This window comes from Alteriqipengyuania abyssalis, assembly GCF_019857185.1.
GTDB lineage: Bacteria > Pseudomonadota > Alphaproteobacteria > Sphingomonadales > Sphingomonadaceae > Alteriqipengyuania > Alteriqipengyuania abyssalis.
In genome coordinates, this window is sequence record NZ_JAHWXP010000002.1 from 793,487 (window position 1) to 811,468 (window position 17,982).

The window sequence follows — 17,982 nt, forward strand, 5'->3', positions numbered from 1 at the left end:
ATGCTGGCCACTGTAAGAACCGCTGCTACCGCAAGTTTGCTTTTTCCCACCGCTCGATCTCCCCATGTCGGCGTGCAATCTGTAGTGCGACTAGTTCAGCCCAAGCCAGTGAATGTCTTGTGAATGCACTGGGCGCGCCGCGTTCATTCTTGCTCCTGCCCGAGATTGCGCCGGAACAGCACGCGGTCGTCTTCGCGGAAGCCGACAAACCACACGATCACCGCATAGGTCGCGAGGATGGCGGGAATGCCGACCACCAGCTCGACCCATTCGGGCAGCTGCGTCACCCCCCAGCCGACCAGCGCGGCGGGGATCGCGGCGATCACCAGCCCCCAGCGGAAATTGTTGACTGTTTCGCCCAGCATGCGGCCGAGCATCACGCTCTTGATAATGCTCGCCGCAGCAAGCGAGATGGCCAGCGCCAGCGCGGCGGCGGGCGCACGCAGGCTTTCGGCGAGGTCATATTCGGTGATCGCGACCATGAAGCCGATGGTCAGCACCGCCTGGAACGCGATGGTCGCGATCGAGACGATGAGGTTGCGCATCCGCGCGATGTAGATCAGCGCGCTTTCGGAGACGACCGCCAGCGCGGCGACCACTTCGGCCACCAGCAGGATCGACAGCGCGCCGGTGCCGCTGACGAAGTCCGGCCCCAGCAGGCCCATCACCGCTTCGCCGGGGATCGCCAGCGCCAGCGCGATGCCTGCCTGCATGGCGACGATCCAGAAGCCGACCTGGCAGATCTGTTTCGCGATTGCGGAGCGGTCGCCCACCTTCAGCGCGGCGGTGATCACCGGGCCCAGGATCGGATCGAAGCTGGTCTTCAGCTTCTGCGGCAGCGTGGCGACCTGCTGGACCGCGTAATAGACGCCGACCTGCGAGGGATTGGCGAACTGCGCGAGGATGAACAGGTCGAGCTTGCGCGTGCCCCATTCGATCGCATCCGCGCCTGCCAGCGGCAGGTTGCGCACCGCCAGGCGGAACACGCGCACGGGATGCGGCAGCCAGCCGCGGGGCAAGCCGTAATGGTGGATCGCTGGCATGAACGCGGCGACCGACGCGGCGATGATCGACACGACATAGGCCAGTTCCAGCCCGCTGTCGGGCACCACGAAGAACAGCGCGCCCGCCGCGATGGAGATCGCCCACGGCTCCACGATCGCGCGGCTGCGCACGGTCGCGCCGATATCGAACCGGTAGGCGCAGGCCGCCAGTGCAACCTCGGTGAGCGCGAAAGGCAGGATCGTGAACACCAGCAGCCACGACAGATCGCCATTCGCGCCGTTGGGGAACATCAGTTTTGGAAACAGCAGCAGCAGGCCGGTGAAGACCAGCGAGGTGACCAGGCTGAGCGTCAGCGCATCGGCGACGGTGTGCGATGGGTCGCGCGTTTCGTTTTCGCTCAGCTGCTGGGCGAGGCCGCGCTTCTGGCCGAGCACCGCGACCTGGCTGGCCAGCTCGATCACCACCAGCGCGGCGGCGAAGCGGCCCAGCATCTCGTCGCCATACAGGCGCCCGCCGATGAACAGGAACGGGATGCGCGCCGCGAGGCGGATCAGGAAGCCGAAGAAATTGGTCCGTCCGCCGCGCGCGAGCGCAGCCATATCGTCGCGCGGAGCCTCCTTGGCGGGAGCCTCGTCGGGCGGATTTCCGGCCGTGTCGTTCGCGCTCAAGCGGAGCGGCTTTCGGTGGTCAGCGGGCGGGCGAGCAGCGCGTCGGCAATATCGGCGGCCTTGGCGCCTTCTAGCATGGCGACCACCGCGTCGACGATCGGCATGTCTATGCCTTCCGCGCGGGCAAGCCGCTGGAGAACGGGCGCGGTGTGCGCGCCTTCGGCCACGGTGTGGCGGTTGGCCATCAGGTCGGCCGCAGCCTGCCCCTCACCGATCGCCTTGCCGAGCGAGAAGTTGCGGCTGGAGGTGGACGAGCAGGTGAGCACCAGATCGCCCAGCCCGCACAGGCCGGTCATCGTGTCGAAACTGGCGCCGCGCGCTGCCCCGAACCGCGCCATTTCGGCGAACCCGCGCGTGATCAGCGCGTTGCGCGCATTCTGGCCCAGCGCCAGCCCGTCGACCACCCCGCAGGCAATGGCGAGCACGTTCTTGACCGCGCCGCCGATCTCCGCGCCGATCAGGTCGTCGCTGTAATAGGGGCGGAAGGTGGGCCGTGCGATCACCGGGGAGAGCCGTTTCCACTGCTCCTCACCGCCCTCGCACGCGAGCGTCACGGCAGCGGGCAGTCCGGCGGCGACTTCGTGCGCGAAGGTCGGGCCGGACAGCGCGGCGAGGCTTGCGCTGGGGCAGGTCTCGTGTGCCATGTCGCTCATCAGCGCGCCGGTCGATTGCTCGATACCCTTGGCGCAGATCACCAGATCGCCGGAGAATTCGGGCATTTCGGCGAGCACCTTGCGCAGGTGCTGCGCGGGCGCGACCGCGAGCACGGTCTGCGCATCGGCGATATCGGCAAGATCGCTTATGGCGCGGATGGACGGGGTGAGCTGGGCATCGGGCAGGAAGGGCGTATTGCGGTGGTCGGCATTGATCTCAGCCACCACTTCGGGCTCCAGCGCCCACAGCGTCACGTCGCGCCCATCGCTGGCGAGCATCTGCGCGAGCGCGGTTCCCCACGCTCCGCCACCAAGCACTGCTACATCTGCCATCAGGCCTTCACTCCCGCCCCGCGTGCTGGCTCTGCCTCGGGGTCGAGCGGCCAGCGCGGGCGTGCCTTGTAGTCGAGCGGATCGTTCTGGCCCAGCCTTTCACAACCGGCCCATGCGATCATCGCGGCATTGTCCGTGCACAGCCTGGGCGGAGGCGCGACGAAGCGCATCGTGTGGCGCTCGGCCAAAGCCTCCAGCGCGGCGCGCACGCTGGCATTGGCGGCCACGCCGCCCGCGACGACCAATGCGGGCGCATGGCCCGAGGTCGCGATCGCGCGTTCCAGCCGATCGGTCAGGCAGTCGATCGCCGCCTGCTGGAACGAGGCGGCGATGTCGGCGGTCGAATATTTCCCGCTGTCGTGCGCGCGAAGCACCGCGCTCTTGAGCCCTGCGAAGGAGAAATGCGGTTCCTTGCCGCCGACCAGCGGCCGGGGCAGCGGGACCGCTTTCGGATCGCCTTCGCGCGCCAGCTTCTCGACCGCGGGCCCGCCCGGAAAGCCTAGCCGCAAGATCTTGGCGGTCTTGTCGAACGCCTCGCCCACCGCATCGTCGATCGTGGTCGCCAGCCGACGGTACTGCCCCACGGCTTCGCAGCGCAGGATCTGGCAGTGCCCGCCCGATACGAGCAGCAGGAGGTAGGGAAATTCGAGTTCGGCATCGACCAGCCGCGGGCTGAGCGCATGGCCTTCCAGATGGTTGACCGCGATCAGCGGCACGTCGCTCGCCATCGCAAGCGCCTTGGCACTGACCAGCCCGACCATCACTCCGCCGATCAGTCCCGGCCCTGCGGTCGCGGCGATCGCATCCAGATCGGCGAGCTGCATGTCGGCTTCGTCCATCACCTCGGCCAGCATCGGCGCGATCCGCTCCGCATGGGCGCGCGCGGCGATTTCCGGCACGACGCCGCCATAGGGGCGATGCGCCTCGTCCTGCGATGCGATGCGCTGCGCGATGATCCGCCGGTCGGTGCCGACCAGCGCCACCGCGGTTTCGTCGCAACTGGATTCGATCCCGAGTACCACTGGCATGGCGCTTTCCCTTAACGCTGCGCCGGGCTAGGGCAAGCAAAGCCTATGAAAGCGATACCCGTCATCCGCCTCGGCACCCGCCGATCCCCGCTAGCCATGGCGCAGGCTCACGAGACCCGCGCGCGGCTGTGCGCCGCCCATGGATGGGACGAAAGCGCGGTCGAACTGGTCCCCGTGGTTGCCGGGGGCGACAAGGTGCAGGACCGCCCGCTGGCCGATGTCGGCGGCAAGGCGCTGTGGACCCGCGAACTCGACGCGTGGCTCGACGAAGGGCGGATCGACGCAGCGGTCCATTCGCTGAAGGATGTCGAGACGATCCGGCCGGAGTGGATCACGCTCGCCGCGATCCTGCCGCGTGCGGACCGGCGCGACGTGCTGCTCGGCGCAAGCTCGCTGCGCAGCATCCCGCAGGGGGCAACGCTGGGGACCAGCGCACCGCGCCGCGCCGCGCAGATGAAGAACCTGCGCCCCGATATCGAGACCGTGCTGTTTCGCGGCAATGTCGCCACCCGGATGGCCAAGCTGCAGGCGGGCGAGGCGGATGTGACGCTGCTCGCTGCGGCGGGGCTGGAGCGGCTGGGACAGGAATCGGTCGGCACGCCGCTGCCGCTCGAAACCTGGCTGCCAGCGCCCTCGCAGGGGGCGATCGGGATCGAGTGCCGGACCAAGGATAGCGTGACCCGCGGACACCTCGATGCGCTCAACGATGCGCCCACGCGGCGCGAGGTCGAGGCGGAGCGTGCGCTGCTGGAAGCGCTGGGCGGATCGTGCCACAGCCCGGTGGGCGTGCTGGTCGAGAACGCGGATGAAGGCCTGCACATGCGCGCCGCGCTGTTCAGCGCAGACGGGGCTGAGCGGGTCGATGGTACGATCGAGCTGACGCCGGGCGACGTGGAGGCCATTCGCGCCTTCGCCGCCGACCTGCTGGCGCGCGCCACTCCGGGCATCACCCCACTGTTCACCGGCGCGAGCTGAGCGAAAGCCATGGGTGTGACCGTCTTCGTGCTGCGGCCCGAACCGGGCCTCTCCGCCACGCTGGCGCGTGGGCGCAAGCGGGGCCTTGCGATGGAGGCGATGCCGCTGAGCCATGCCGAGGCGGTTGCCTGGCAGGTGCCCGAGGGCACGTTCGACGGCATCCTGCTGGGCAGCGCCAACGCGCTGCGCCATGCGGGGAAGGGTACGGACGAGGGCGCGGGCCGAATTTCAGAGACAATGGGCGGCAGCGCGGCGGATACCGGCCTCGACATGCTGCCGCGCCTGCCCGTCTATGCGGTGGGCAAGGCGACCGCGCAGGCCGCGTGCTCGCTGCGATTCCCGATCGCGCAGGTGGGCGAGGGCGGGCTCCAGAAGCTACTCGACACGCTGGCTCCCGATGCCCCGCTGCGGCTGCTGCGGCTGGCGGGCGAGGATCGCATGACGCTGTCCCCGCCCGAGGGGGTGACGATCGAGACCTGCACCACCTACCGGATCGTCCACCGCGCGCTGGATGAAGAAGATGCCGCGCGGCTGCGTGAGGGCGGGGTCGTGCTGCTGCACTCGGGCGTGGCGGCGCGCCACTTCGCTGCCGAGTGCGAGCGCGCAGGTGTGGATCGTACGAATCTGTCGCTTGCCGCGCTCGCCCCGCGTATTGCATCACAGGCTTCGGATGGCTGGAAAAGCGTCGCCGTGGCACCTGAAACCAACGACGCGGCCCTGCTTTCCCTGGTCGCGGATATGTGCCATTAACCAATAACCGCTAAGCTTCGGTGCGGGATCACGGAGCATACGGGAATGGAAATGTAATGGATTTGGATGAAGTCCGGCAGGATAGCATGCGCCCGTCGCGTGCCTGGCTGGGCATTGTGCTGGTAATCGTGCTGCTGGTCGCGGCGGGGGCATTGTTCCTCGTCTGGCGGCCCGAAACCTATACCGAAACGGTTGCCGCCCTAACCGACAAGAGCAGCGATGCGAACGCGCCGTCGGCGCACGCCGGGGCCAGCCCGATGGCAACCCCGGCGATGACCGAACCCGCGCAGGTCGCGACCATCATCCCCACGCCGCGCCGCTCCGCCACCAATCCAAGCGCCTCCGGCACTCCGAACGCACGCCAGACCGCCTCGCAAGCGAGCGCCGCGCGCGTGGAACAGCAACAGGGCGGGATCGAGCAGCGGCTTGCACAGGCCGAAGCGCGCCTGTCCCGGCTCGACCTGCAGGCGCAGGCTGCCGCCGGCAATGCCGCGCGGGCCGAGGGGCTGCTGATCTCCTTCGCCACCCGCCGCTCGATCGAGCGTGGGGCGGAGCTTGGCTATCTGGCCGATCAGTTGCGCCTGCGTTTCGGCGATGCGCTGCCTAATGCGGTGCGCACGCTGACCGATATGAGCCGCAATCCGGTCACGCTCGACCAGCTGCTCGCACGGCTCGAGGGCCTTGAGCCCAAGCTGCGCGCTTCTCCCGAAGAGCCCAGCTTGCAACGGCTCCGGCGCGAATTGTCCAACCTTTTCGTAGTCCGCCGTCGCAGCTCGCCCTCGCCACGCCCCCAGCGGCGCATCGAACGGGCGAAGATGTTCCTTGAAACGGGCCGTTACGAGGCCGCGATCGAGGAAGTGCAGAACATGCCGGGTGCCGAGGCGGCCGATCAGTGGATTGCCGACGTGCGCCGCTACGCTGCCGCGCAGCGCGCGCTCGACCTCATTGAAACCGCCGCAGTGCTCGAACCGCGCAAGCTGCGCGATGGCTCGGGCGAGCGGATCGATCAGCCCAGCCCGGCGGTCGCGCCGGTAAAGGAGCAGCAGCAGCGGTAATATATAGCCTCTCTCGGGCCGGGCAGCCGCCCGGTGCGAGGCGAGCCTAGCCCTGCATCAGCGCAGGCACGTCCCCGCTCACCCCGCGCGCTTCGTCCATGAACCAGCGCTTGAGCGGCTCGATCCGCTGCACGCCCGCCATGCCCAGCCGCCGGATCGCCGAGGCACCGGGGCCCGAAACGCCGAACAGCCGGGTCAGCCCGTCGGTCGCGAGCGAGACCATGAAGGCATCGAGCCCGCGCCAGCTTTCGTAGCGCGCCAGCATCTCCGCATCGCCCGGATCGAGGCCGAGCCGCCTGGCCTCCGCGATCACTTCCACCAGCGCACCCGCGTCGCGCAGGCCCAGGTTGAGACCCTGCCCGGCAATGGGGTGAATGCCGTGCGCCGCATCGCCGACCAGCGCCAGCCGGTGCTCGACGATCTTGGCGGTGTGGTGGAAGCCGAGCGGATAGGATGAACGTGGGCCGTTAGCCTGCAGATCGCCGAAGATACGGCCCATCCGCTTCTCGACCTCGGCGATGAAGGCGCGGTCGCCCATCGCGAGCACGCCGTCGCCATCGCTCTCGTCCACCGTCCACACCAGCGCGCTGCGGTGGCGGCCCTGTTCGTCGTCGAGCATCGGCAGCAGCGCGAAGGGGCCTTCGGGATAGAAGATTTCCCACGCGACATTCTCGTGCGGCTGGGAATGAATCAGCCCGGCGATGATCGCGCGGTGGTTGTACTGCCAGTTGGCGATCTTGAGTCCGGCCTCCTCGCGGGTGGGCGAGCGGCGGCCTTCGGCGGCGACCATCAGCCGGCCCTTCAGCACGGTCCCGTCGGCCAGCGTTGCGCTGACGCCGTGGTCGCCACGCTCGCGCGCGACAACATCCACGCCCGCGTGCCACGCGATCAGCGGCTCTGCCTTGGCCGCTTCGAACAGCGCGAGGCGCAGCTGGCGGTTGGCGAACATGCGGCCGAGCGAGCCCTCATGCTCCTCCGGCGCGAAGTCGATCCGTCCGGGTTTGAGCTGGTCGGTCACCGCGATCTTCGCGATCGGGCAGCCATAAGGCTCGAGCGATTCGGCCAGGCCGATATTGGTGAACAGGTTCCAGCTGGCGGTGGAGATCGCCGAGGCGCGCCCGTCGAAGCCTTCCGCGGTCAGGCTTGCGGGATCGGCGCGGTCCACCACATGGCTGGCGATGCCCTTCTTCGCCGCCGCCAGCGCCAGCGTCATGCCGACGAGTCCGCCGCCTAGGATCAGGAGATCGCGCGTATCTGAAGGTTGGGGCATTGCTGGGCGCTCGCTTGTCTTGGGATTGCGACAGCCCTAGGCCGCTGGCGATGACCTCCGCAAGCCTCCCCGTGGTTCGCCGTGTGCTGGCGCTGTTCGTTGCGGCACTGTTCGCGGCGCTGTTTCCCGGCGCGGCGCAGGCACAGGACGCCAACATCGCCGCGCGCCTGCTGGTCGAAGGGCCGGTGGCCAAGGGCGGCGAGACGCGGATCGCAATCGAGTTCTCACCCAAGTCCGCTGAATGGCACGGTTACTGGTCCAATCCCGGCGATGCGGGGCTGGGAATGCAAGTCGAGTGGGACCTGCCCGCAGGTATCACCATCGGCGACTTCCACTATCCCCCGCCCAAGACGCTGCTGATCGGCGGGCTGATGAACCACGTGTTCGAAGGCGATTACGCGGTCGTCGCGCCACTGCGCGTCGCATCGGATGCGGCGGTGGACGGCCCGTTCGAGCTGACTGGGAAGGCCTTCTACCTCGCCTGCACCGACACAATCTGCGTGCCGCAGGAGGCGCGCTTGCGCGCGGTGGTCGGGGTGGGCGCGGGTGAACAGGATTCGCGCTTCGCCGCATTCCAGAGCGCGCTTGCCGCCCCGCTCGATCAACCCGCACGTTTCGCGATGGAGGGCGATAGCCTGCGGATCGCGATTCCCCTGCCCGCCAGCCTCAATGTCGGCACCCCGCATGTCTTCGTGGGGACGCGCGAACTGGTCCGCTACGCCGCGCCGCAGCGCTTTGCGCGCGCGGGCGACATGCTGGTCGCGGAGATCCCGCTCGCCGAGGGGGCGGCCATGCCCGCGAGCCTTTCAGGTATCGTGAGGCTGGGCGATGGCACCGGCCTCCAGTTCGAAGGCGCGCCGGGCACAGTGCCGACCGGGGGCGAGCCGATCCGCATGGGCAGCGACCTCCCGCCATGGTGGGCGCTGCTGGGTGCGGCGCTGCTGGGCGGGCTGATCCTCAACATCATGCCCTGCGTGTTCCCGATCCTCAGCCTCAAGGCGCTGTCGCTGGCCAAGGCGGGCGGGTCGGAAGCGTCGGCGCGCAAGGATGCGCTGGCCTATACCGCAGGCGTTGTGCTTGCCTGCCTTGCGCTGGGCGGACTGCTGCTGGTTCTGCGCGCGAGCGGAGAGGCGGTCGGCTGGGCGTTCCAGTTGCAGGAGCCGGGCGTGGTGGTGGCGCTGTTCCTGCTGGCGGTGGCGCTGACCGCGAACTTCCTCGGCGCGTTCGAGATTCCCGGGATGGCGATCACCGGCGGCGGCGCGAGCGGGCGCGGCTCGTTCGCCACCGGCCTACTCGCGGCCTTCGTCGCCACGCCGTGCACCGGGCCGTTCATGGCGGCGGCGCTGGGCGCGGCGCTGGTGCTTCCGTGGCCCCTCGCGCTCGGCCTGTTTGCCGCGCTGGGGCTGGGTATTGCGCTGCCGTTCTTGCTGGTCGGGTTCGTGCCCGCCATCCGCCAGCGGCTGCCGAGGCCCGGCAAGTGGATGGTGACCTTCCGCCGCTGGATGGCGCTGCCGATGGGGCTGACCGCGCTGGCGCTCGGCTGGTTGCTGTGGCGCACCGGCGGGACGATGTTCCTCGTCGTGTGCGTCGGCGCGGCTGCGAGCGTGCTTGGGCTTCTCGCGGTCCTGCTTGCTCCGGCGGAGCGGCAGCAGACAAAGCGCAAGCCGCTGATAGCCATGTTCGCGATCGTCGCGCCCCTCCTGCTTATGCACGCAGCGCAGCAGTTCGATCCGGATGCGAGCAACGCGACCAGCGACATGCTCGCCAGCCAGCCCTTCAGCGAGGCCGCGCTGGCGCAGGCGCGTGCAGCAAACCGCCCCGTGTTCCTCTATTTCACCGCCGATTGGTGCCTGACCTGCAAGGTGAACGAGAGCGTTGCGATCGAGACGCAGGCGAGCGCGAAGGCGCTGGACGGTGCCGATGCGGTGGTGTTGCGCGGCGACTGGACGCGGCGCGATCCCGCGATTACCGCCTTCCTGACGCAGCAGGGGGTGGCGGGCGTGCCGCTTTACCTGTGGTATGCGCCGGGCGCGAGCGCACCGCAGCGCCTGCCGCAGGTGCTTACTCCGCAGGTTCTTCCGGATCTGGCGACTGCTTCCGCGCAGCCAGACGACAGCTCTCGATAAGGTTGCGCGGCGCATCGCTGGCATTGAGCGCCAGCGTGCCCGCACCCGGAATGGTCAGCTCCACCCGGCGCAGGCCCGTCAGCACGTCGAGCTTTTCCGACGCGAGCGGGATCGTGCCCTCCCACAGGAAGGCGCGGCCATTATCGATGGCATCGACGGCAAAGCGTTCCTTGTGGCCATTGCCGACCATCGCCATCAGCGCCTGCGCGCCCTCGTCCGCCCGCACGAAGCGGGTCACGCGCAGCGATGGCGTTTCGCCTTCCATCTCGCACGCGATCGCGGCGAAGGGCTGCTGGCCGGGAATGCCATAGAGCAGGCGCAGCGGCGTCTGGCTGGGTGCCCACACCGCGCCTTGCGCATCGGGAGAGGCCTGCGGCTCGCTGGCGAAGCTCTCTGGCTCGGGCGGATCGTTACGCTCTTCGTAACGCTCTGCTGCAGGCGGCTGGCACGCCGCCAGCGCGAGCGGGAGCGCGGCGAACAGGGCGAGGGTGCGGCGCTCCATTAGCGGGCGCGAATGAAGGCGCGGATATCGCGCGACAGCTTCGCCCGGTCCTCGTCGCGAATATACATCATATGGCCTGCGTCGTAGTAGTGGAACTCGACCCGGTCCTGCGGGATGCCCACGCGGTTCAATGAATATTCCGCGCCGAAGAAGGGCGTGGCGAAATCGTACCAGCCCTGGCCCACGAAGGTGCGCAGCTGCGAATTCTGCCGCATCGCATCGCCGATGAAGGGCGCGACGTTGAGGTAGGCTCCGCGCCCCCGGCCCGAGAGCGACCAGTCCCAATAGCGCCCCGGATCGCTGCCGATCGCCTGATATTCGCGGTCGGTCTCGAAACCGAGGGTGTCGCGCGCCCAGGAATTGATCGCGGCGGTATAGCCCCCATCGATGCCGTAGAAGCTGGGGTCGTTGTCCGGATATTCGCCCGCATTGTCGTAATCCGTGCCGGTATAGCGGCTGTCGAGCCGGCCGATGGTCAGCCCCCGGTCGCGCAGCAGCTCCTTGTAGAAGCGCTGGTCGGTCACTCGCAGCTCCGCCTGGTCGAGGAAGGCGTCGGAAAGGCCGGTGAGGCGGGAGAGTTCGGCGCGCACGCTCGCACGTTCGGCGGCGGGCAGGTCCTGCCCTTTCATCAGCGCGGTGGCGTAGGGGCCGATCGCGAACTGGCGCGCTTCCTCGGCGATCGCCTCCACCGAAGGCGCGGTCGCCTTGCCGTGGTAATAGGCCGCGGTCGCCATGTTGGGCAGCGCCATCACGTACGCCATCTCGTTGCCCGGCGTCGGCTCGCGCGCGGCGAAGTCGAGGATGGTCGAGATCAGGATCAGCCCGTTGAGGCCGACATCGTTGTAGGTCGCGCCCTCCAGCTCGCGCACGACCATCGCGGTGCGCGTGGTGCCGTAGCTTTCGCCGCCCAGGTACTTGGGGCTGTTCCAGCGCCCGTTGTCGTTGATCCACCGGCGGATCACTGTGGCGACCGCGCGCGCATCCTGCTCCAGCCCGTAATATTTCTTCGGGTCGGTGCCCTCGGTCAGGTAGCTGAAGCCCGTGCCCGGCGGATCGATGAAGACGAGGTCCGCGACGTCGAGCAGCGAGTCCGGATTGTCGAGGATCGGGTATGGCGGCGCACCATCGTCGCGCGCATCGCTGGGAATCGCCACCCGCTTCGGCCCGAACGCGCCCATCTGCAGCCATACCGAGCCCGAGCCGGGCCCGCCGTTGTAGATGAAGAAAACGGGGCGCGAAGTGTCGCGCGGGTTTTTCACGTAGCTGGTGGTGACGATCACTGCCTCTGCTTTGCCGTCGTCGTTGGCCAGCACGTGCTCGGCGATGGTCGCGGTGTAGCCGATCCGCTGCCCGCCGAAGGTGCCGCTGAGGTCGCGGGTGCGCACCTGCGGCTCGATACTCGGCGCTTCCGACTTGGCGGCGTCTGCGTTGTCTTGCGCGATGGCGATGGTGGGGAGGGCGGCTGCCAGCGCGGCTGCGGCGGCAAGATTACTGAACGTGCGAAGGATCATGGCGGCGCTATGCCAGCCCTTCACGCACGCGTAAATCCACCTGCGGCCAGCGCATGGCCGCTAGGCGCAGGCTTCGATCCGCTGGAGCCGCATCGCGAAATCGCCATCGATCCCGTCGGCGATGATCAGCCCGACGCTGTGCGCTTCCTGCGTTGCGAAGGCGGGCGCGTCGACCTGCTGGCCGAACAGCGAGGTATCCAAGTTTGCAAGGTCGATCAGCGCGAGGGACCATTGGCCCTCGCTTTCCTCGGGTGTCAGGGTTGCGCGATAGGCAATACGCCGCCCCCGCTCCCTCGCATCGGAGCGCAGCGTCACCTCATAGGTGCGCGCATCGCCCGAATAGACGATCCGCAGCCAGCGCGCCCCTGCCATTGCGCTTTCGGGCAAGGTTCGCCGCAGCGAGGTGAAGCCTCCGCCATTGGGGTTGATGGTGCCAGTGAAGGAAAGCGCGCCGCCGACCTGCTCGATATGGCCCTTCGAGCGGCCACCCATCACCCCGTCGTTGACGACCTCCCACCGCGCGAACTCGTCGGGATCGCTGAAATCGATCAGCGTGCGGCAGGTGCCGGGTTCGATGGCGGAGAGGCTCATGGCGAGGGCGTATAGCATGGCGGTGGATTAAGCCCACTGCCCCCCGGCGTCATCTTAGGTTTGGGGATGGACAATCAGCGCAGGTTAGGATGCGGGCCGCAGGGCATGGCGAGCGTCCAGACCGTCACCCCGAACTTGTTTCGGGGTCCAGTCTTCGGCTTTGGACGATCGGATCAGGCGGAGGGCTGGATGCCGAAACAAGTTCGGCATGACGGTGGGGGGATGGGCGCTCACTTCTTCTCGCCGAGCGACTTGCCGATCTGGATGCCCGCATAGGCGAAGCCGCCCGCGAGCATGATGATGGCGACGATCAGGGAGACGATTTCGAAGGGTGTCATTAGGTTTCAGTAGCACCCTTCGAAAACACGATAATGTGTCCCGATAACACGATCGTGTTATCGTCACTTGCTCCACTTCTTCTGCGTCCGCCCATACCGCAGCTTCCTCGTCCCCGGCTTGCCTTCGTTGCTCCGCCCCACGCGCGGCGCTTTCTGCTCACTCTCGGGCAACCCAAGCTCGTCCGCCTCGAGCGTGCGGATTTCGTCGCGCAGACGGCCTGCCTCCTCGAACTCCAGGTTCGCGGCGGCTTCGCGCATCTTCTTTTCGAGGTCTTCGATGTAGGCGCGCAGGTTGTGGCCCACGAGCGGCGCGGCCTCGTCCTCGGGTTCGCCATCCTCGCCCTTGGTCGCGTGGGCGGTGATGTCGGCGATGGCGCGGCGGATCGTGGTCGGGGTGATCCCGTGTTCTTCGTTATACGCGCGCTGCTTCTCGCGGCGGCGCTCGGTCTCCGCCATCGCACGTTCCATGCTGCCCGTGATGCGGTCGGCATAGAGGATCACCCGGCCATCGACGTTGCGCGCCGCGCGGCCGATGGTCTGGATCAGCGAGGTTTCGGAGCGTAGGAAGCCTTCCTTGTCCGCGTCCAGAATGCACACCAGCCCGCATTCGGGAATGTCGAGGCCTTCGCGCAGCAGGTTGATGCCGACCAGCACGTCGTACACGCCCAGCCTGAGGTCGCGGATCAGCTCGATACGCTCCAGCGTCTCGACGTCGGAGTGCATGTAGCGGACTTTGACTCCCGCCTCGTGCATGAACTCGGTCAGGTCTTCCGCCATGCGCTTGGTCAGCGTGGTGACGAGCGTGCGGTAGCCCTTGGCGGCGGTCGCCTTGCACTCCTCGATACAGTCCTGGACCTGGTCTTCGACCGGGCGGATTTCGACCGGCGGGTCGATCAGCCCGGTGGGGCGGATGACCTGTTCGGCGAAGACGCCGCCGGTCTGTTCCAGCTCCCACCCGCCCGGCGTGGCGGAGACGGCGAAGGTCTGCGGGCGCATCGCGTCCCATTCGTTGAAGCGCAGCGGGCGATTGTCGATGCAGCTGGGCAGGCGGAAGCCGTATTCGGCCAGCGTAATCTTGCGTCGGTGGTCCCCGCGCGCCATCGCGCCGATCTGCGGCACGGTCTGGTGGCTCTCGTCGACGAACAGCAGCGCGTTTTCGGGCAGGTATTCGAACAGGGTCGGCGGCGGCTCGCCGGGCAGGCGGCCGGTGAGGAAGCGCGAATAGTTCTCGATCCCGTTGCAGCTGCCGGTCGCGGCGATCATCTCGAGGTCGAAATTGGTGCGTTGCTCCAGCCGCTGGTGTTCGAGCAGCTTGCCCTCCGCCTCCAGCTCCTTGAGCCGTTCGGCGAGCTCGAACTTGATGGCCTCAGTCGCCTGCTTCATCGTCGGCCCGGGGGTGACGTAGTGCGAGTTCGCATAGACGCGCACTTTTTCGAGCTTCCGGCCGGGCTTGCCGGTCAGCGGATCGAACTCGACGATTTCCTCGATGTCGTCGCCGAAGAAGCTGATGCGCCACGCCGTGTCTTCGTAGTGCGACGGGAAGATTTCGAGATTGTCGCCGCGCACGCGGAAATTGCCGCGCGCGAAGGCGTGGTCGTTGCGCTTGTACTGCAGCGCGACGAGCTTGCGGATCAGCTCGCGCTGGTCGACGCTCTCGCCGGTCTTGATGTCGAAGATCATCGCCGAATAGGTCTCGACCGAGCCGATACCGTAAAGGCAGCTGACCGAGGCGACGATGATCACGTCGTCCCGCTCCAGCAGCGCGCGGGTGGCCGAGTGGCGCATCCGGTCGATCGCCTCGTTCACCGAGCTTTCCTTCTCGATGTAGGTGTCGGACCGCGGCACGTAGGCTTCGGGCTGGTAGTAGTCGTAGTAGCTGACGAAATACTCGACCGCGTTGTTGGGGAAGAAGCTCTTGAACTCGCCATAGAGCTGCGCGGCGAGGATCTTGTTGGGCGCGAGGATCAGCGCAGGGCGCTGCAGTTCCTCGATCACCTTGGCCATGGTGAAGGTCTTGCCCGAGCCGGTCACCCCGAGGAGCACCTGCGTTTTCTCGCCGCCCTCGGCCTCACGCACCAGTTCCTCGATCGCGGTCGGCTGGTCGCCCGCGGGCTCGTATTCGCTGACAAGCTCGAAGCGCTTGCCCGGCATCGACTTTTCGGGGCGCGCGGGCTTGTGGGGCACGAATTCGCCGGTGGTGTCCGGCTCGTCGAGCCCGCGTCTGATGATGAGTTCGGCCATGGCGTTCATATTGGCGCATCGCACGCCCGTCGCAATGGCAGTTGTCGCGCTTGGCCCTGCTGCCTAGGGTGATGGCCTGACGGGTTACGGCCCACCAATGCTTCCCGGGAGACACACCATGCGCACCATTCTTGCCGCATCCGCCTGCCTGGCCCTGCTGGCCGCCTGCTCCGACGGCGCGAGCGATAATGCCGACAAGGCCGACGCCGATGGCAAACTCACCAGCGAGGAAATGGCCAGCGAAGTCGCTGCTGCCGGCGACGAGATCACCATGCGCCCCGGCCAGTGGGAAAACACGATCGAGTTCACCGAATTCGATATTCCCGGCGTGCCCGAGAAGATGAAAGACTTCATGACCAAGCAGATGGGCAGCGCGATGACGACCACATCCTGCCTGACGCAGGAGGAAGCGGACCGGCCCAACGCGGGCTTCTTCGGCGGTGAGAAGAACGACAACTGCACCTATGACAAGTTCGACCATGCAGGCGGCAACCTGACCCTGCGGATGACCTGCGCAACCGATGAGGGCGGCACGGCCAAAATCGCAATGGACGGCCAGTTCGGGGACGAGAGCTTCACGCTCACCATGGATAACCGGATCAGCGGCACGCGTGCAGGCGATGTCACCATGAAGGGCACTGTCACCGGCAAGCGGATCGGCGATTGCCCCACCTAGTCACCCGGCCCGCCCTCAGACCAACCTGACAGGCAAGCGATAAAGGCACCCCATGACCAAGCGCGTTGTATCCCGGGGCGGCATCGTCGCGCTCCTGACCCTGTCCTTCGCGCTGGGTCTGGGGGGCTGCGGGGAGTCGCTCTACGACAAGGACGAGGCTCCGCCCGAAAAGGTGGAGGGCGATGTCGTACTCCAGCCCGGCCTGTATCGCATGCAGGTGAGCATCGGCGGGGCGGGCGGCGCTGCCTCGGGCAGCCAGTTCGCCGACGACACGACGTGCCTGACACAGGCGGATGTCGCGGGTGGCTATCGCGAGATGCTGCTCGACATGCAGGGCCGCGATGCTTGTCGCTTCGATAGCTACGATCTGCAGGATGGTACGCTGAACGCGGTGATGACCTGCAAGGGCGACCAGTTCCAGCCCGAGACCGAGGCCCGGATCGAGGGCACGCTGAGCGAGACCGCGACCGACCTGAGGATGACCGTCGCCGGGTTCGAAGGCGGCAAGGGCGGCATCGACATGCGCGTGACGAGCGAGCGGATCGGTGAGTGCCCCGACGAGGGGAAGTAGGCGCGCGTACCACCCATGCGCCCCGCGCATAGGGCCGGTGTCGACCGGTTCGTGAAACTCTAAGCCTCTTGCCGCATTATGAAGGCATGCGAGGCTTTTTCAGGATAGCACAGGCCAGCGCTCAGCCAGCACCCAGCACCGGCGTGTACGGGTTCACCGCGCTCGCCGACAGCGAGTGGGCGCGCCGCATCGAACTTGCCAGCGAACCCGATCCCGACGGCTCTACCGGCCCGCGCCTGTGGCTGCTGCTGCGCGAGCTTGGCTACATGATCGAACCCGTGCGCCGCCTCTACCGCAGCCTGTTCAAACCGTTTCGCATGGCCAAAGCGCAGAACCCGCGGATGGTGATGGTGCTGCCCGGTTTCGGGACCAATCCGATCAAGATGCGCTATTTCGCGCGGCGGCTCGAAGACGCGGGCCATACGGTCAAGCGCTGGGGATGCGGCTATAACTGGGGCTTTTCCGAAGATCTGTTCAGCCAGCTGGAGAACCGCCTGCTCGACCTGCACCAGCGGGCGGGCGCGCCGGTGGTGCTGGTCGGCTGGAGCCTCGGCGGACTCTACGCGCGCGAACTGGCCAAGCGTCAGCCCGATGCGGTGGCGAAGGTGATTTCGATGGGCTCGCCCTTTTCGGGCAATCTGCGCGCGAACAACGTGTGGCGGATCTATCAGGCGGTGGCCGGCCACCGGATCGCCGATGTGAAGATCGCCGCGCAGCTTTCACGCAAACCCCCGGTCGAAACCGTGGCGCTGTGGAGCCCGCGCGACGGCGCGATCAGCCCGCGCTCGGCCGCCGGCTACCCGGGTGAGCGCGACCGGGCGGTTGCCCTCCGCTGCAGCCATATGGGCTTTTCCTATTCGCCCGAGGCGATCCGTGCGGTCGCCCGCGAGATAGACTGGGCCGACGAGGACTGACTAGCGGCAGAAGCTGCTGTCGCCCACTTCCAGATGCAGATGATCGGCATGTGCGGCGTTGTAATCGGGGCTGAGCACGGTGCCGAAGCGCTTGCATGCGCTCTCGCGAACCACTCGTAGAAACTGGCGCTCGTCCGAGCTGCCGCCCTTCCAGTCTCCGATCACCGAAATGCGCCGCCCGTCTTCGAGCACGAAGGCAGCGACGTCGATCGCCTCCGCCCGCGCGTGGGCGGAGCGTCTGCTGGTGCCCGCGACGTTGCGGCACGAATAGCTGCCCATCGTCTCGATCCGGGCGAGCGGGCTGCCGAGATAGGCACGCGCCGCGCGATCGACACCGTAGCGGACCCAGCCTGCGAAGGTGCTCGCGGTCTGGCAGGTGACCGGCCCAATATTGGCGATTCCAAAGCGGCCCGCATCGCCCCGCAGATCGCTCAGCGAGACGGTGTCGATCCGGGTGCAGCCGGGCGCGTCGTAGGCGTTGGGCAGGGGCGAGAAACTCGCGCCAGAGGCACCCAGTTTGGCGAGACATTGCTGGCCGATGAGGCTCGGCGCGACCGCGCCGGTCTGCGGGGCGCTGGTCGGGGTGCGCGGTCCCGGTCGATCGGCGCGACCGCCACCACCGGGCAGCAGCTGGCAGCCGGAAAGGCCGATCGCGATGCAGGCCACAAGAAGGAATCTCGACAGGTGCATGACGGCGCGATCATGGCTGGAGCTTGGTTAACACCAGCCTAAGATCGGGGCATTGGAAACATTCGCGGGGGCCGCCCATTGCCAA

16 protein-coding genes are annotated in these 17,982 nt (G+C 67.5%); 7 read left to right on the top strand and 9 right to left on the bottom strand.

Features of this window, described 5'->3' with window-relative positions; genetic code table 11:
• Window positions 1-143: 143 nt before the first annotated feature.
• The 3 genes from KYN89_RS09025 to tsaD are packed head-to-tail and all read right to left on the bottom strand — an operon-like array spanning window position 144 to window position 3,687.
• A complete protein-coding gene (locus KYN89_RS09025; protein WP_222824736.1) occupies window positions 144-1,673 on the bottom strand; it encodes a lipopolysaccharide biosynthesis protein in 1,530 nt (509 codons plus the stop codon).
• The gene (locus KYN89_RS09030) at window positions 1,670-2,659 is read right to left on the bottom strand and encodes an NAD(P)H-dependent glycerol-3-phosphate dehydrogenase (protein WP_222824737.1); all 990 of its coding nucleotides are present in this window, start codon (window positions 2,657-2,659) and stop codon (window positions 1,670-1,672) included. The genes KYN89_RS09025 and KYN89_RS09030 overlap by 4 nt, the downstream gene beginning before the upstream one ends.
• A complete protein-coding gene (gene tsaD, locus KYN89_RS09035; RefSeq protein ID WP_222824738.1) occupies window positions 2,659-3,687 on the bottom strand; it encodes a tRNA (adenosine(37)-N6)-threonylcarbamoyltransferase complex transferase subunit TsaD in 1,029 nt (342 codons plus the stop codon). The genes KYN89_RS09030 and tsaD overlap by 1 nt, the downstream gene beginning before the upstream one ends.
• Window positions 3,688-3,732: 45 nt before the next feature.
• Here tsaD and hemC point away from each other — a divergent pair, with 45 nt between their 5' ends.
• Genes hemC through KYN89_RS09050 form a run of 3 tightly spaced genes read left to right on the top strand, consistent with a single transcriptional unit; the run spans window position 3,733 to window position 6,467 of the window.
• Window positions 3,733-4,662, top strand: coding sequence for a hydroxymethylbilane synthase (gene hemC, locus KYN89_RS09040; RefSeq protein WP_222824739.1), 930 nt, complete (start codon window positions 3,733-3,735; stop codon window positions 4,660-4,662).
• 9 nt (window positions 4,663-4,671) lie between these two features.
• A complete protein-coding gene (locus KYN89_RS09045; RefSeq protein WP_222824740.1) occupies window positions 4,672-5,412 on the top strand; it encodes a uroporphyrinogen-III synthase in 741 nt (246 codons plus the stop codon).
• A 56-nt stretch (window positions 5,413-5,468) separates the two neighbouring features.
• Window positions 5,469-6,467 (top strand): hypothetical protein, encoded by a 999-nt coding sequence (locus KYN89_RS09050; protein WP_222824741.1) that lies wholly within the window; start codon window positions 5,469-5,471, stop codon window positions 6,465-6,467.
• A gap of 46 nt (window positions 6,468-6,513) precedes the next feature.
• On the opposite strand, the gene KYN89_RS09055 is transcribed toward KYN89_RS09050, so the two are convergent.
• Window positions 6,514-7,737 carry an FAD-dependent monooxygenase gene (locus tag KYN89_RS09055; protein ID WP_222824742.1) on the bottom strand — a complete coding sequence of 408 codons (1,224 nt, stop codon included), beginning with the start codon at window positions 7,735-7,737 and terminating at the stop codon, window positions 6,514-6,516.
• A 50-nt stretch (window positions 7,738-7,787) separates the two neighbouring features.
• Between KYN89_RS09055 and KYN89_RS09060 the strand changes: the two genes are divergently transcribed.
• Window positions 7,788-9,863 (top strand): protein-disulfide reductase DsbD family protein, encoded by a 2,076-nt coding sequence (locus KYN89_RS09060; protein WP_222824743.1) that lies wholly within the window; start codon window positions 7,788-7,790, stop codon window positions 9,861-9,863.
• Here the strand turns inward: KYN89_RS09060 and KYN89_RS09065 are convergent.
• The 4 genes from KYN89_RS09065 to uvrB all read right to left on the bottom strand — a co-directional run bounded on the left by KYN89_RS09065 (window position 9,799) and on the right by uvrB (window position 15,046).
• A complete protein-coding gene (locus KYN89_RS09065; RefSeq protein ID WP_222824744.1) occupies window positions 9,799-10,365 on the bottom strand; it encodes a hypothetical protein in 567 nt (188 codons plus the stop codon). The two genes, KYN89_RS09060 and KYN89_RS09065, sit on opposite strands and share 65 nt — an antisense overlap.
• Window positions 10,365-11,876, bottom strand: a complete 1,512-nt coding sequence (locus tag KYN89_RS09070) for a S10 family peptidase (protein WP_222824745.1) — start codon at window positions 11,874-11,876, stop codon at window positions 10,365-10,367. The genes KYN89_RS09065 and KYN89_RS09070 overlap by 1 nt, the downstream gene beginning before the upstream one ends.
• 60 nt (window positions 11,877-11,936) lie before the next feature.
• Complete coding sequence (locus KYN89_RS09075) at window positions 11,937-12,467, bottom strand: CIA30 family protein (protein ID WP_248285089.1); 531 nt, start codon at window positions 12,465-12,467, stop codon at window positions 11,937-11,939.
• Between the two features lie 401 nt (window positions 12,468-12,868).
• Entirely contained in the window at window positions 12,869-15,046 is a 2,178-nt protein-coding gene (gene uvrB, locus KYN89_RS09080; protein WP_222824747.1) for an excinuclease ABC subunit UvrB, read from the bottom strand.
• Window positions 15,047-15,164: 118 nt separating this feature from the next.
• On the opposite strand from uvrB, the gene KYN89_RS09085 reads away from it, so the two are divergent.
• From KYN89_RS09085 to KYN89_RS09095, 3 genes are all read left to right on the top strand, one after another.
• Window positions 15,165-15,722: a DUF3617 domain-containing protein gene (locus KYN89_RS09085; protein ID WP_222824748.1), complete on the top strand. Its 558-nt coding sequence runs from the start codon at window positions 15,165-15,167 to the stop codon at window positions 15,720-15,722.
• Window positions 15,723-15,774: 52 nt separating this feature from the next.
• Complete coding sequence (locus tag KYN89_RS09090) at window positions 15,775-16,293, top strand: DUF3617 domain-containing protein (protein ID WP_222824749.1); 519 nt, start codon at window positions 15,775-15,777, stop codon at window positions 16,291-16,293.
• A gap of 143 nt (window positions 16,294-16,436) precedes the next feature.
• Entirely contained in the window at window positions 16,437-17,207 is a 771-nt protein-coding gene (locus tag KYN89_RS09095; RefSeq protein ID WP_222824750.1) for an esterase/lipase family protein, read from the top strand.
• Here KYN89_RS09095 and KYN89_RS09100 read toward each other — a convergent pair whose 3' ends face one another.
• Window positions 17,208-17,897: an extensin-like domain-containing protein gene (locus KYN89_RS09100; RefSeq protein WP_222824751.1), complete on the bottom strand. Its 690-nt coding sequence runs from the start codon at window positions 17,895-17,897 to the stop codon at window positions 17,208-17,210.
• Between the last annotated feature and the right edge of the window lie 85 nt (window positions 17,898-17,982).